We start from the raw sequence: 13,392 nt of genomic DNA, 5'->3' as shown, positions 1-13,392 counted from the left end.
GGGCGCATCCCCTGCGCCCGACGTGACACGGCTTGCAGTCAGCGTCATGCTCGACTGCAAGCCGTCATCGTTTCGGAGAACCTCCATGAATTCCTCGACCTACCCTGCCGCCCAGCACGTCATGGTGCTCTACACCGGCGGCACCATCGGCATGCAATCCAGCGCCCATGGCCTGGCCCCGGCATCCGGTTTCGAAGCGCGGATGCGCGAGTACCTGCACAGCCAACCTGAACTCGTGGTGCCACAGTGGCGCTTTCGCGAGATGTCGCCGCTGATCGACAGCGCCAACATGACCCCGACGTACTGGCAGCAACTGCGCGAGGCGGTGGTGGAGGCGGTGGATGTCCAGGGCTGTGACAGCGTGCTGATCCTGCATGGCACCGATACCTTGGCCTACAGCGCGGCGGCCATGAGTTTCCAGCTGCTGGGCCTGCACGCCCGCGTGGTGTTTACCGGCTCGATGCTGCCGGCCGGCGTGACCGACAGCGATGCCTGGGAAAACCTCAGCGGCGCGCTGGTCGCCCTCGGCCAGGGCCTGGCACCGGGCGTGCACCTGTATTTCCATGGCGAACTGCTGGACCCGACCCGTTGCGCGAAAGTGCGCAGTTTCGGCCGGCATCCGTTCAAACGCCTGGAGCGTCAGGGTGGTGGTGTGAAAGCATCTTCAATACCCGCGCACCTGAATCACAACCAACCCAGGCAGCTGGCGAACGTCGCGGTCCTGCCGCTTTTTCCCGGCATCGGCGCCGAGATACTCGATGGTCTGATCGACAGCGGCATTCAAGGCCTGGTGCTGGAGTGCTACGGCAGTGGCACCGGTCCCAGCGACAACCCCGCATTCCTGGCGAGCCTGGTACGGGCGCGGGACAAGGGCATTGTGGTGGTGGCGGTTACGCAATGCCATGAAGGGGGCGTCGAACTGGACGTGTACGAAGCAGGCAGTCGGCTGCGGGGCGTCGGAGTGCTTTCGGGCGGCGGCATGACCCGTGAGGCCGCGTTCGGCAAGCTGCACGCGCTGCTGGGGGCGGGGCTTGATACGGCTGAAGTGCGGCGGTTGGTCGAACTCGACCTCTGCGGCGAACTAAGCTGACCTTCAAACCTGACACAAAGTCCGATAGGAACGGGCTTACCCGCGAAGACAGCGGCACATTCGACTACGATGTGAATGACGCACTGTTTACGCGGGCAAGCAAATCGCCGCCTGACCCGTCCCCACAAGATCGTCGTTGGGCACACAACTTGCTCTTGTTCCAGCACCCCAAGGCTGGAACCGCCCATGCTCCACTCCCACCTCACCACCCTCAACGCTGTCTCGCTGGCGCTCAATGTCTTCAAGGCAGAAGGCTTGTCGAGTGACGCACTACTGGCCGGCAGCGGTATCAATACCGCGGATTTGAGCCGGGCGGACACGCGCATCACCACCCACCAGGAGATGCAGGTTTGCGCCAACGCCGTCGCCCTCAAGCACGATATCGGCCTGGAATTGGGCAGACGGATGCACGTATCGTCCTACGGCATGCTCGGCTATGCCCTGCTCACCAGTGCCACCTTCGGTGACGCTTTGCGTCTGGCGATGCGGTATCCGGCGCTGTTGGGAACACTTTACGAGCTACGTCTGGAAGAGGACGGCGAGCAAGTCTGGTTTGTGGCCGCCGATTACCGGGAGAACCCGGCACTGGCCGTGTTCAATGCCGAGTTCTGCCTGGTGTCGCTGAGGGTTATCTGCGATGACTTGCTCGGCCATTCGCTGCCCCTGCTCGCCGCCCGGCTTGAGCATGTGGCGCCGGATTACCGCGACCGGTACGCCGAACACTTCGCTTGCCCATTGCACTTCGAAGCCAAGGACAACGCCTTCGCCTTTGACCGGCGCTGGCTCGATCAACCGCTGCCACTGGCCGATGTCATCACCCATCAGGCCATGGCCGAACGCTGCCGCAAGCAGAACACCGAGTTCACCGGACGTCAGGCGTGGCTGGGACGGATTCGTCAATTGCTCAGTGCACAGCTAAATGCAGCCCCGGGGCTGGAGGGACTGGCGCAGCAGATGAACTGTTCGCCGCGCACCCTGCGCCGGCACCTCAAAGACCTGGGTTGCAGCTATCAGGAGTTGCTCGACGAACTACGCTTCGAGCAAGCCAAGCAAATGCTCTGCGAGGACCAGTTACCGATCTACCGCATTGCCGAGGCTCTGGGCTTCAGCGAGACCGCGAGTTTTCGCCATGCCTTTGTACGCTGGAGCGGTGTGGCGCCGAGCCAATTCAGGCCACACGGATAACCCTGCGGGAGCATTCCGTGCTCCGAACCAGGTGTACTGTGGCGTCACTAACGGGCGAATTTCGGTCAAATGTTTTGGCCGTATTGATCCCCTTCTGGCCTTTCCTGCCGTTCTCTGAAACGTCGCGCACCGCAAGACTGTGTTCAACCGAATCAGCCCTGCGGAGAACAAGAACATGCTGACAATCTACTCGGACGATCACCACCTGCACCACGGCCGCTGCGAATTGATAGACGGGCAGCTCAAGCCCTGCTTCGAAATGCCCTCACGGGCCGACCACGTTCTGGCGCGCGTTCAATCCCGCGACCTGGGCCCGGTGCAAGCGCCGCAGGATTTCGGCCTGGGGCCAGTGGAGCGCATTCACAGCCGCGACTACCTCGACTTCTTCAAAGGCGCCTGGGCGCGTTGGACCGAGTTCGGCACCGACGGCGATCTGCTGCCCTACACCTGGCCGGCGCGCACCCTGCGCCGCGTGCTACCCACCAGCCTGCACGGCCAGCTCGGTTACTACAGCTTCGACGGTGGCGCACCGATCACCGCCGGCACCTGGCAAGCGGCTTACAGCGCAGCGCAAGTAGCACTCACCGCACAAGCGGCGATCCAGAATGGCGCCCACAGTGCATTCGCCCTGTGCCGCCCACCAGGACACCATGCCGCCAGCGACTTGATGGGCGGTTACTGCTACCTCAACAACGCCGCCATCGCCGCCCAGGCATTCCTCGATCAAGGCCACAAAAAAGTCGCGATCCTCGACGTCGACTACCATCATGGCAACGGCACTCAATCGATTTTCTATGAGCGCCGCGATGTGTTGTTCGCTTCGATTCACGGTCACCCGGAAGCCGAGTTTCCATTCTTTCTCGGCTACGAAGACGAGCACGGTGAAGGCGCAGGTGAAGGTTTCAACTTCAACTATCCGCTGCCCGCAGGCTCAGGCTGGGACCGCTGGAGTGCCGCGCTGGAACAGGCCTGCTCAGAGATCGAGAAATACGGCGCCGACATCATCGTCGTATCCCTGGGCGTGGACACCTTCAAGGACGACCCGATCTCCCAGTTCAAGCTCGACAGCCCGGACTACCTGGCCATGGGCGAGCGCATCGCGGCCTTGGGCAAACCGACCCTGTTCGTGATGGAAGGTGGTTACGCGGTGGAAGAAATCGGCATCAATGCCGTGAACGTTCTGGAAGGTTTTGAACGCGCCCAATGAGGAATTGGCACCATGAACAGAATCAAGCGTTTAATCGTTCCAACCCTGTGCGCCATGGCGCTCGGCACTGCAGTGCAGGCCGAAGAGCGCACCTTGCGGGTGTACAACTGGTTCGACTACATCACCCCCAAGGCCCTGGAAGACTTCAAGACACAGAACGCCCAGACCAAACTGGTCTACGACATCTTCGACACCAACGAAGCACTGGAAGCCAAGCTGTTGACCGGCAACTCCGGTTATGACGTGGTGGTGCCCTCCAACGTGTTTCTCGCCAAGCAGATCGAAGCGGGCGTGTTCCAACCCCTGGATCGCAGCAAACTGCCGAACTGGAACCACCTCGATCCCAAGCTGATGAAGCTGATCGAAGCCAATGATCCGGGCAACAAATTTGCCGTGCCGTACATGTACGGCACCATCCTGATTGGCTTCAACCCGGACAAGGTCAAGGCGGTGTTGGGTGATAACGCGCCGGTGGACAGTTGGGACCTGATCTTCAAGGAAGAGAACATCAGCAAGCTCAAGCAGTGCGGCGTCGCCCTGCTCGACTCACCGTCAGAAATCCTGCCGCTGGCCCTGCAACACCTGGGCCTGGACCCCAACAGCAAGCAGCCGGCGGACTATGCCAAGGCTGAAGCACTGCTGATGAAGATTCGCCCGTCTATCACCTACTTCCACTCGTCCAAGTACATGGCCGACATTGCCAACGGTGACATCTGCGTCGCGGTCGGCTACTCCGGCAGCTTCTCCCAGGCCGCCAACCGCGCCAAGGAAGCCAAGAACGGTGTGATCGTCGACATGCGCCTGCCCAAGGAAGGCGCGCCGATCTGGTTCGACATGCTCGCGATCCCGAAAGGGGCGAAGAATACGGAAGACGCCTACACCTTCATCAACTACCTGCTGCAACCGCAGGTGATCGCACCTGTCAGTGACTTTGTCGGTTACCCGAACCCGAACAAGGACGCCACCGAGTTGGTCGATCCAGCCATTCGCAACAACCCCAACCTGTACCCGACCGAGACGGCGATGGGCACGCTGTACACCCTGCAACCGTTGCCGCGGGATGCCGAGCGGGCACGCACACGCGCCTGGACCAAGATCAAGTCCGGGACCTGATCGCACCTTCGCTTGATCCGTCACCCGGATAGCGGGCGGGCCAACTGGCCTGCCCGCCTCAGCCCTTGCGCCATACCTCATTCAGCCGCGCGAGGGCGGCGTCGATGGCCGCTTCAGGCACCGCCGCAAACCCCAGTACCAGGCCTGCACGCTGGTCTTCGGGGGTCGTTGAGTCCGGTAGCCAGTAGCTGCTCAGTCCGTTGATCTCCACCCCCACGCTGGCAGCCATTGCCACCAGTTCACGCTCACGGGCCAGGCTTTGCACCGGCACCGTCATATGCAGCCCGGCCATGACGCTCGGCAGGCTGCCCACCCCGGGGATATCTGCAGGCCAGCCTGCCAGTAACCTGTTGCGTCGACTCAGGGCGGCGCGGCGCATGCGCCGTATATGCCGCTGGAAATGCCCGGCCGCCATGAACTCGGCCATTACCGCCTGGGTGCTCACCTCGGAATGACGCACATCCACGGCACGACGCTGGGCGAACGCTTCCACCAGGCCGACGGGCAGCACCAGGTAGCCCAGACGCAATGCCGGAAACGCCACCTTGCCGAACGTGCCGACATAGAGCACCCGCCCCTGCCGGTCCAACGCCGCCAAGGGGGCCAACGGGGCACCGCTGTAGCGGTACTCGCCGTCGTAGTCGTCCTCGATGATCCAGCCGTCTGTCCGCTCGGCCCACGCCAGCAACTCCAGGCGCCGGGCCAGGCTCATGATCACGCCGGTCGGGTATTGATGTGATGGTGTGACATAGGCCAGTCGGCAGTCGCTTAGACCGGCCAGTTCAGCGCAATCGATACCATCGCTGTCCACCGAAACACCGTGCAACTTAGCGCCTGCCAACGCGAACGCATGACCGGCCGCACGGTAACCGGGGTTTTCCACAGCCACTCCGTCATCAGGCGCCACCAACAGCTGTGCACAAAGGCTAATCCCCTGTTGCGCGCCACTGGTGATCACAATTTGCTCAGCGCTGCACTGCATGCCTCGGGAACTGCGCAAATAGGCCGCGATCATCCCGCGCAAACGCGCATCCCCCTCCGGCGCGCCATAACACAATTGCTGTAAATCAGGCTTGCGCCAGAAAGCCGCATTCAGCTTGGCCCAGACCTCGAACGGGAACAGGTCAAACGCTGGTACCCCCACCCGAAACGCCCTCGGCGGCCCACTCGGCGGCTTGGGCAAATGGTGCTTCTCGACTCGTTGAAGCGCATCACTGTGGATAACTTTACTGGATGAAACCACAGGTAAATCCAGGCATTTTGTGGATAACCCTGTGGGTAAGCCTGTTGAAAACCCTGTGGATACTTTTGTGGATAGTTTTTCCGCCGGCAAGGTGTTTGCCGGTAATTGCGCCACATAGGTGCCATCGCCCACCCGCCCCTCGATGAAGCCTTCGGCGTAGAGTTGGTCGTAGGCACGCACCACGCTGTTGCGCGAAATCGATAACGCTGCCGCCAGATCGCGGCTGGCCGGTAAACGGGTGCCACTGGCCAGTCGACCGTCGAGCACACGCAGGCGCAATGCCTGATAAAGCTGGCGACTCAGGCCCTGACGGCGATCAAGCTCGATGCCGGCGGGATTGAACGACAGCGACAGTGACGGGTTGCTCATGGCGCGACACCCTGGCAATGGACCTATGAAATTAGCTATTAATGGCTCTTACAACAGACCAATAGCCTGCCTAGGATGCAGGCATTCGCCAAGGAAAATTTCCATGTATACCCCCAGCGCTTTTGCCATCGACGACCTCACCACCCTGCATCGGCAGATCCTCGACACACGCCTGGCCATGCTCGTTACCCATGGCGACAACGGATTGCAAGCGAGTCATCTGCCCCTGTTGCTGAGCCCCGAGCAAGGCCCCAATGGCACGCTCTACGGCCACCTGGCCCGCGCCAACCCACAATGGCGGGAACTGGAAGGCGGTGCCGAGGCGCTGGTGGTATTCCCGGGGGCCGAGGCTTACGTCAGCCCGTCCTTCTACCCCACCAAAGCCGAACACGGCAAAGTCGTACCGACCTGGAACTACATCGCCGTGCATGCCTATGGCTGCGCCGAAGTGTTCAGCGACGCCCAGCGCTTGCGTGATCTGGTCAGTGCCCTGACCGATCGCCACGAAAATGGTCGTGCCCAACCCTGGAAAGTCGACGACGCACCCGCTCATTACATCGACGGCATGCTCAAGGCCATCGTCGGTTTCGCATTGCCCATCCAGCGTCTGGAAGGCAAGCGCAAGCTCAGCCAGAACCGCAGTACCGCAGACATCGCCGGCGTACGCGAGGGGTTGGCCGCCAGCCCCGACCCGCATGACCAGGCGCTCGCACACTTGATGCCCAAGGAATGAACATGAGTCAGATCGAGATACGTCGCGTCACCACCGACGACCAGGCCGCCTGGCTGCCGTTATGGCAAGCCTATCTGCGCTTCTACAACACAGAACTGCCAGAGGCGGTCACCCGCAGCACCTGGCAACGCTTTCTCGACCCCAGTGAACCGACCCACGCCGCCCTCGCCTGGGCTGACGGTAAAGCGGTGGGCATGGTGCATTTCATCTACCATCGCTCGAATTGGAGCGTCGAAAACTCCTGCTACCTGCAAGACCTGCTGGTGACGCCCGAGACCCGTGGCACCGGTGTCGGCCGCAAGCTGATCGAGTTCGTCTACAGCACCGCCAAGGTCGACGGCTGCTGCAAGGTGCATTGGCTGACCCACGAGACCAACGCGACAGCGATCCAGCTCTACGAGCGCATTGCCGAACGTCCGGGTTTCATCCAGTTTCGCAAAAGCCTCTAACGTTCAAGGAGAACAGCATGTCGATTTCACTCGCCGACTGGAAAGGCGTCCCGCCACCCTCGGCCCAATCGCTCGAAGGGCGTTTCATCCGCCTGGAAAAGCTCGACCCGGCGCGTCACGCCGAAGGTTTGTTCAATGCCCTGCAAGGCCCTGGCGCCGACCCAAAACTCTGGGACTACCTGCCTTACGGTCCATTCCCGCAGCGTAGCGCCTTCAATGACTGGCTGAACAACCATGCGGCCAACAGCGACCCGTATTTCTTCTGCGTTATCGACCGCGCCAGCGGCGACGTCCAGGGCATGCTCAGCCTGATGTCGATCGTCCCGGCCCAGGGCCGCATCGAAATCGGCCACGTCACCTTCGGCGCACCCATGCAACGCTCGCCGAAAAGTACCGAAGCGGTTTACCTGCTGGCCAAGGAGTCGTTCGCCCTGGGCTATCGTCGACTGGAATGGAAGTGCAATAACGCTAACGCCCGCTCCAAATACGCCGCCGAACGCCTGGGTTTCAGCTTCGAGGGCGTGTTCCGCCAGCACATGGTGGTCAAGGGTCAGAACCGCGACACGGCGTGGTATTCGATCCTGGATTCGGAGTGGTCGGTGATTGGCGCGGGGTTCGAGAAGTGGTTGTCAGATGAAAATCAGACGAGCTCGGGGCAGGTGGAAACGCTGGTGGAGTGCCGAGGCTAACCCTGATTACAGGTTGCACCAGCACCTGAATGATCAGCCTATCTCTCTGTAAACACGGGCAGCTCCACTTTTATCGGCGAGAGTGTCGCTTGCCCGTGATGTTGCTTCTTGCTGGCTGACATCAGTCAGCTAATCGTTCGGCGAATCCTCACCACGCCCATTTGCAGCCCGAACGGGCGGAACACAGCGTTGAGTGATTTGAGCGTCTGGTTTCCTTCTCCATGTTCGATATGCACCAACGTGCGCACTGAAATCTTGCACATCTTTGCAAACTGACTCTGATGCAACCCCGTGACCTCAACCCGCAAGCGTCGAACGGCCTCACCTATTTCCAGAATGCCTTCGGCAAGTCCTTGCTCAATGCTCTCAATCAACAGGGCCCGAGCGTCTATGGTGAGCGTCATTTCAAGCCCCAGCTTTTCAAGCGTTGTTCAAGGTTTTTCAAGGCGATACTCGGGTGATTCAGGGTGACGTCAGGCAAGCCGCTGGCTGCCAGAATATCCGGCAAAGCCCGTAAATGGTCAGCATCTTGTCGAAGACGCTCGTACACGTGCCGAGAGTTGGCGATGCCTTCCACCGCTTCACATACCCCCCGCCAATCAATCTCCCCGGCAACTTCCAGTTCCTTCGGCCATTTGGTCGTACGCGTCACACCGTCCTCGTCCATCACCATAGGCGCCAGGTCATAGATCGGCGCAAGCCGAAAGGAATCCACATCGCGGATGATCGCCGTGTTGCGCCCATGATTATCCGAGTTGCCAAGGATCTTGTTGATCAAATCACGTCGCAGATAATCCGCCATCAGGTCCGGGATCTGCCCTGCTTGACCAGCTTGCGTCCATAGATTGGCAAGGAGCTGAATCACCTCCAGATGGTTCATATAGCTGCCGGGGGTTGTAACACCGGCCAGTGAGTAAATCGACTCAACAGCCAGACGCTCAACGCCCTGCCCGGTTACTTTTCGGTCAAAGCGCTGCATCCACAAACTGGGTTTGTTCGCCTCCTCCAGTGCCAGGCCCTCTGCCGCAATGGTCTCTATTCCCAGGGCTTGCAAGGCTTTGTAGTAATGGAATTCGCTTCTGAGAATGTCCTGATCTGTCTGGCCTGCCTTGTGACGGGCGAACTTCACGAACCAATGGCGCACTGTTCTTGCGTCATCCAACACCGCGTCCGGGTACAGCAACCCCTCAGGATTTTCGCTCATCAACAGTTTCGGGGCTTCCCCACCCGCCCCCGTCGCTCCACCAATAGCCGCGCCTTGCTCATAGGCGTATTCGAGGAAGCTGTTATCACGGGCAATCACTTCTTCCCGTCGAAACCCCATCGGTGGACGGCTATCCAGCGCGTCAGCCGACTCCTTGATACGCATGTTGCCAATAGGTGCCGGAGTGCTTCGACCCAACAAAAACAGATCGGCACTCACCTCTTCAGGCTTTTCCTGACCCATACGCGCCATCAGGAATCGCTTGGCTGCCCCGGCTGGTGCGATGTCATGCAGGAAGGCAGGGGCTTTTTTCAGCGACACGCTGTCCCAATCCAATGGCAACCTGGCGCTGACAGCGCTTGCGAAGGGCGACTGGATACAGTCGACGTTCCCGGTGATGTAATCCCGTTTGTACGCGAACCGGCACGGGCCTTCGAAACCTTTTTGCGGCTCGGCAAAAACCAGGGTCATGGCGTCTAGCCAATTTCCGGCGGCATATATCTGGAGGGTCAGGGTATACATTTTCAAACCTGCATTTTAATGCATCTACTGCGCATGGGCTCGCTCTGAACTTGCAATATAGTGCAGATTCGCTACATTCGCTCATCAATAAACGCATTAAAATGCAGTTTTAGTGACGACCGATAAAAAGAAGCGCATTAAAATGCAGGCAAAAAAAAGGGGAGCACATGCCCCCCCGAGGTAAAACGTTGCAGATGAAGGCGTTGTATCAGCCTTCGATCTCGATCAGGATCTCGCCCGGGTTGACCCGGTCGCCCTTGGCCACGTGAATGGCGGTGACCTTGCCGGCGATGGCCGATTGAACTTCGGTTTCCATCTTCATCGCTTCGGTGATCAGCACGGCCTGGCCGGCTTTCACGGTGTCACCCTCCTTGACCAGCACATCGACGATGTTGCCCGGCATGGTGGTGCTGACATGGCCCGGCGCGCTGGCCTGCTTGCGTTTGCTGCTGCCACCGCCGACAAATTCGTTGAGCGGTTCGAACACCACTTCTTCCGGCATGCCGTCGATGGACAGGTAGAAGTGACGCTTGCCTTCAGCCTTGACGCCGACACCCGTGATGTCGACCCGGTAGGTTTCGCCGTGCACGTCAATGACGAACTCGGTCGGTACACCTTCGCCACCGGCCGAGACAACGCCGCCGGCTTCAGGAATCGGCAGCAGCACTTCGGGGGTCAGGGTGCCGGCTTCGCGCTCTTCGAGGAACTTGCGCCCGATGTCCGGGAACATCGCATAGGTCAGTACGTCTTCTTCGGATTTGGCCAACGCGCCGATTTCACCGCGCAGCTTGGTCATTTCCGGCTTGAGCAGGTCAGCAGGACGCACGTCGATCACTTCTTCGCTGCCGATGGCCTGGCGGCGCAGTTTTTCGTCGACGGTACCCGGCGCCTTGCCGTAGCCGCCCTGCAGGTACAGCTTCACTTCGTTGGTGATGGTCTTGTAGCGCTCGCCGGCCAGTACGTTGAAGAACGCCTGGGTGCCGACGATCTGCGAAGTCGGAGTCACCAGCGGTGGGTAGCCAAGGTCTTCGCGAACCCGCGGGATTTCCGCGAGCACTTCGCTCATGCGGTTCAGGGCGCCCTGCTCTTTCAACTGGTTGGCCAGGTTGGAAATCATCCCGCCCGGCACCTGGTTGACTTGCACCCGGGTATCGACCGCCGTGAATTCGCTTTCGAACTGGTGGTACTTCTTGCGCACAGCGTAGAAGTACAGGCCGATCTCTTGCAGCAGTTCCAGGTTCAGGCCGGTATCGAACTCGCTGCCCTTGAGGGCGGCAACCATCGATTCGGTACCCGGGTGGCTGGTGCCCCAGGCAAAGCTGGAGATCGCGGTGTCGATGTGGTCGGCACCGTTTTCGATGGCCTTGAGCTGGCACATTGCAGCCAGGCCGGCAGTGTCGTGACTGTGGATGAAGACCGGCAGCGATTGCTCGGCTTTCAGCGCCTTGACCAGCTCGCCAGTGGCGTACGGCGTCAGCAGGCCGGCCATGTCCTTGATCGCCACCGAGTCGCAACCCATGGCTTCCATTTGCTTGGCCTGGGCCACGAAGGCGTCGATGGTGTGCACCGGGCTGGTGGTGTAGGCAATGGTGCCTTGGGCGTGCTTGCCGGCGGCTTTTACCGCTTCAATGGCCACCCGCAGGTTACGCACGTCGTTCATGGCGTCGAAGATGCGGAACACGTCGATGCCGTTGACCGCAGCCTTGGCGACGAAGGCTTTGACCACGTCGTCGCTGTAGTGGCGGTAGCCCAGCAGGTTCTGGCCGCGCAGGAGCATTTGCAGGCGAGTATTAGGCAGCGCCGCGCGCAGTTTGCGCAGACGCTCCCACGGGTCTTCCTTGAGGAAGCGCACGCAGGCGTCGAACGTCGCGCCACCCCAGCACTCCAGCGACCAGTAGCCGACCTTGTCGAGCTTGTCGCAGATCGGCAACATGTCGTCAGTGCGCATGCGGGTCGCGAGCAGCGATTGGTGAGCGTCGCGCAGGATAGTGTCAGTTACATGAATTTTCTTGGACATTGGAATATTCCTCACAGGCCTGCGTGGGCGGCGATGGCGGCGGCGATGGCCAGGGCCAGCTCTTCGGGTTTGCGCTTGATCGAGTAGTTGGTCAGCTCAGGGTGGCTTTCAACGAAGCTGGTATTGAACTGGCCGCTACGAAATTCCGGGTTACGCAGGATTTCCTGGTAGTACGCGGCCGTGGTCTTGACCCCTTGCAGACGCATGTCGTCCAGGGCTCGCAAGCCACGGTCCATCGCCTCTTCCCACGTCAGCGCCCACACCACGAGCTTAAGGCACATGGAGTCGTAGAACGGCGGAATGGTGTAGCCGGTATAGATCGCCGTGTCGGTGCGCACGCCGGGACCGCCGGGCGCGTAGTAACGGGTAATCTTGCCGAAGCTGGGCAGGAAGTTGTTTTTCGGGTCTTCGGCGTTGATCCGGAACTGCAGCGCGAAACCGCGATGCTGGATGTCTTCCTGCTTGACCGACAGGGGCAGGCCGGACGCGATGCGGATCTGCTCACGGACAATGTCGATGCCGGTGATTTCTTCGGTGATGGTGTGTTCCACCTGCACCCGGGTGTTCATCTCCATGAAGTACACCTCGCCCTCGGCGAGCAGGAACTCCACGGTACCGGCGTTCTCGTAACCCACGGCCTTGGCCGCACGCACCGACAGGTCGCCGATGTAGGCGCGCTGTTCAGGGGTCAGTTGCGGGCTTGGCGCGATCTCGATCAGCTTCTGGTTGCGACGCTGGATCGAGCAGTCACGCTCGAACAGGTGCACCACGTTGCCGAAGCTGTCGCCGAGGATCTGCGCTTCGATGTGCTTGGGGTTGACGATGCATTTTTCCAGGAAGACTTCCGCCGAACCAAAGGCCTTGGTGGCTTCGGAAATCACCCGCGGGAATGCCTGCTCCAGTTCTTCACGGCTGTTGCAGCGACGAATGCCACGGCCGCCACCACCGGAGGTGGCCTTGAGCATCACCGGATAGCCGATGCGATCGCCTTCGACCAAGGCTTCTTCGATGCCCGCGACGTTGCCTTCGGTGCCCGGCGTGACCGGCACGCCGGCCTTGATCATGCTGCGACGGGCTTCGGTCTTGTCGCCCATGCGGCGGATGACTTCGGCCGATGGACCAATGAACTTGATTCCGCGCTCGGCGCAGATATCGGCCAGTTCGGCGTTTTCCGACAGAAAGCCATAGCCTGGGTGCAACGCATCGCAACCGGTTTCCACGGCCAGGTTCACCAGCTTGCGCGGGTTCAGGTAGCCGGCCAGTGGCTCGGCACCAATACTGTGGGCTTCATCGGCGCGCTTGACGTGCAACGCATGGCGATCGGCGTCGGAATAGATCGCGACCGAACGAATGCCCATCTCGGCGCAGGCACGTACGATTCGTACGGCAATTTCACCACGGTTGGCGATCAGGATCTTTGTTATCACTTGGAGTTTCCCTTGAGCCGGTTGCTACCCACGACCCCTAGACTGGGTCGGCGCGTGACTAAATGTTTCATGCCAGTCGCACAGTCACACTATCCCGCTCAAGGGATTAACAAAAATCAATAATAATTGGGTCAGGCATAAGCA

General features: G+C 60.4%; 12 protein-coding genes. 7 read left to right on the top strand and 5 right to left on the bottom strand.

The window, feature by feature from the left end; translation table 11 throughout:
• The first annotated feature begins 85 nt into the window (after positions 1-85).
• The 4 genes from CKW07_RS17510 to CKW07_RS17495 all read left to right on the top strand — a co-directional run bounded on the left by CKW07_RS17510 (position 86) and on the right by CKW07_RS17495 (position 4,595).
• A complete protein-coding gene (locus CKW07_RS17510) occupies positions 86-1,090 on the top strand; it encodes an asparaginase (protein ID WP_095146280.1) in 1,005 nt (334 codons plus the stop codon).
• Positions 1,091-1,276: 186 nt separating this feature from the next.
• The gene (locus tag CKW07_RS17505) at positions 1,277-2,275 is read left to right on the top strand and encodes an AraC family transcriptional regulator (protein ID WP_095146279.1); all 999 of its coding nucleotides are present in this window, start codon (positions 1,277-1,279) and stop codon (positions 2,273-2,275) included.
• Positions 2,276-2,450: 175 nt separating this feature from the next.
• Positions 2,451-3,482 (top strand): histone deacetylase family protein, encoded by a 1,032-nt coding sequence (locus tag CKW07_RS17500; RefSeq protein ID WP_095146278.1) that lies wholly within the window; start codon positions 2,451-2,453, stop codon positions 3,480-3,482.
• A 12-nt stretch (positions 3,483-3,494) separates the two neighbouring features.
• Positions 3,495-4,595, top strand: a complete 1,101-nt coding sequence (locus tag CKW07_RS17495) for a polyamine ABC transporter substrate-binding protein (RefSeq protein ID WP_095146277.1) — start codon at positions 3,495-3,497, stop codon at positions 4,593-4,595.
• A gap of 58 nt (positions 4,596-4,653) precedes the next feature.
• Here the strand turns inward: CKW07_RS17495 and CKW07_RS17490 are convergent, their stop codons facing one another.
• Entirely contained in the window at positions 4,654-6,207 is a 1,554-nt protein-coding gene (locus CKW07_RS17490; RefSeq protein ID WP_095146276.1) for a PLP-dependent aminotransferase family protein, read from the bottom strand.
• A 103-nt stretch (positions 6,208-6,310) separates the two neighbouring features.
• On the opposite strand from CKW07_RS17490, the gene CKW07_RS17485 reads away from it, so the two are divergent.
• The 3 genes from CKW07_RS17485 to CKW07_RS17475 are packed head-to-tail and all read left to right on the top strand — an operon-like array spanning position 6,311 to position 8,078.
• On the top strand, positions 6,311-6,940 hold the full coding sequence (locus CKW07_RS17485) for an FMN-binding negative transcriptional regulator (RefSeq protein ID WP_095146275.1): 630 nt from the start codon (positions 6,311-6,313) through the stop codon (positions 6,938-6,940).
• Positions 6,941-6,942: 2 nt separating this feature from the next.
• Complete coding sequence (locus tag CKW07_RS17480; protein WP_095146274.1) at positions 6,943-7,389, top strand: GNAT family N-acetyltransferase; 447 nt, start codon at positions 6,943-6,945, stop codon at positions 7,387-7,389.
• A 17-nt stretch (positions 7,390-7,406) separates the two neighbouring features.
• Positions 7,407-8,078, top strand: coding sequence for a GNAT family N-acetyltransferase (locus CKW07_RS17475; RefSeq protein ID WP_095146273.1), 672 nt, complete (start codon positions 7,407-7,409; stop codon positions 8,076-8,078).
• Between the two features lie 125 nt (positions 8,079-8,203).
• On the opposite strand, the gene CKW07_RS17470 is transcribed toward CKW07_RS17475, so the two are convergent.
• The 4 genes from CKW07_RS17470 to CKW07_RS17455 form a co-directional block, all read right to left on the bottom strand.
• Positions 8,204-8,482 carry a helix-turn-helix domain-containing protein gene (locus CKW07_RS17470; RefSeq protein WP_095146272.1) on the bottom strand — a complete coding sequence of 93 codons (279 nt, stop codon included), beginning with the start codon at positions 8,480-8,482 and terminating at the stop codon, positions 8,204-8,206.
• A complete protein-coding gene (locus CKW07_RS17465; protein ID WP_095146271.1) occupies positions 8,479-9,804 on the bottom strand; it encodes a type II toxin-antitoxin system HipA family toxin in 1,326 nt (441 codons plus the stop codon). Before CKW07_RS17465 ends, CKW07_RS17470 begins: the two co-directional genes overlap by 4 nt.
• Before the next feature lie 208 nt (positions 9,805-10,012).
• Positions 10,013-11,821: a sodium-extruding oxaloacetate decarboxylase subunit alpha gene (gene oadA / locus CKW07_RS17460; RefSeq protein WP_095146270.1), complete on the bottom strand. Its 1,809-nt coding sequence runs from the start codon at positions 11,819-11,821 to the stop codon at positions 10,013-10,015.
• Between the two features lie 11 nt (positions 11,822-11,832).
• Entirely contained in the window at positions 11,833-13,248 is a 1,416-nt protein-coding gene (locus tag CKW07_RS17455) for an acetyl-CoA carboxylase biotin carboxylase subunit (RefSeq protein ID WP_095146269.1), read from the bottom strand.
• Between the last annotated feature and the right edge of the window lie 144 nt (positions 13,249-13,392).

The organism is Pseudomonas sp. Irchel s3b6, assembly GCF_900187415.1.
Classification (GTDB): domain Bacteria; phylum Pseudomonadota; class Gammaproteobacteria; order Pseudomonadales; family Pseudomonadaceae; genus Aquipseudomonas.
This window is presented reverse-complemented; position numbering and strand designations above follow the sequence as displayed.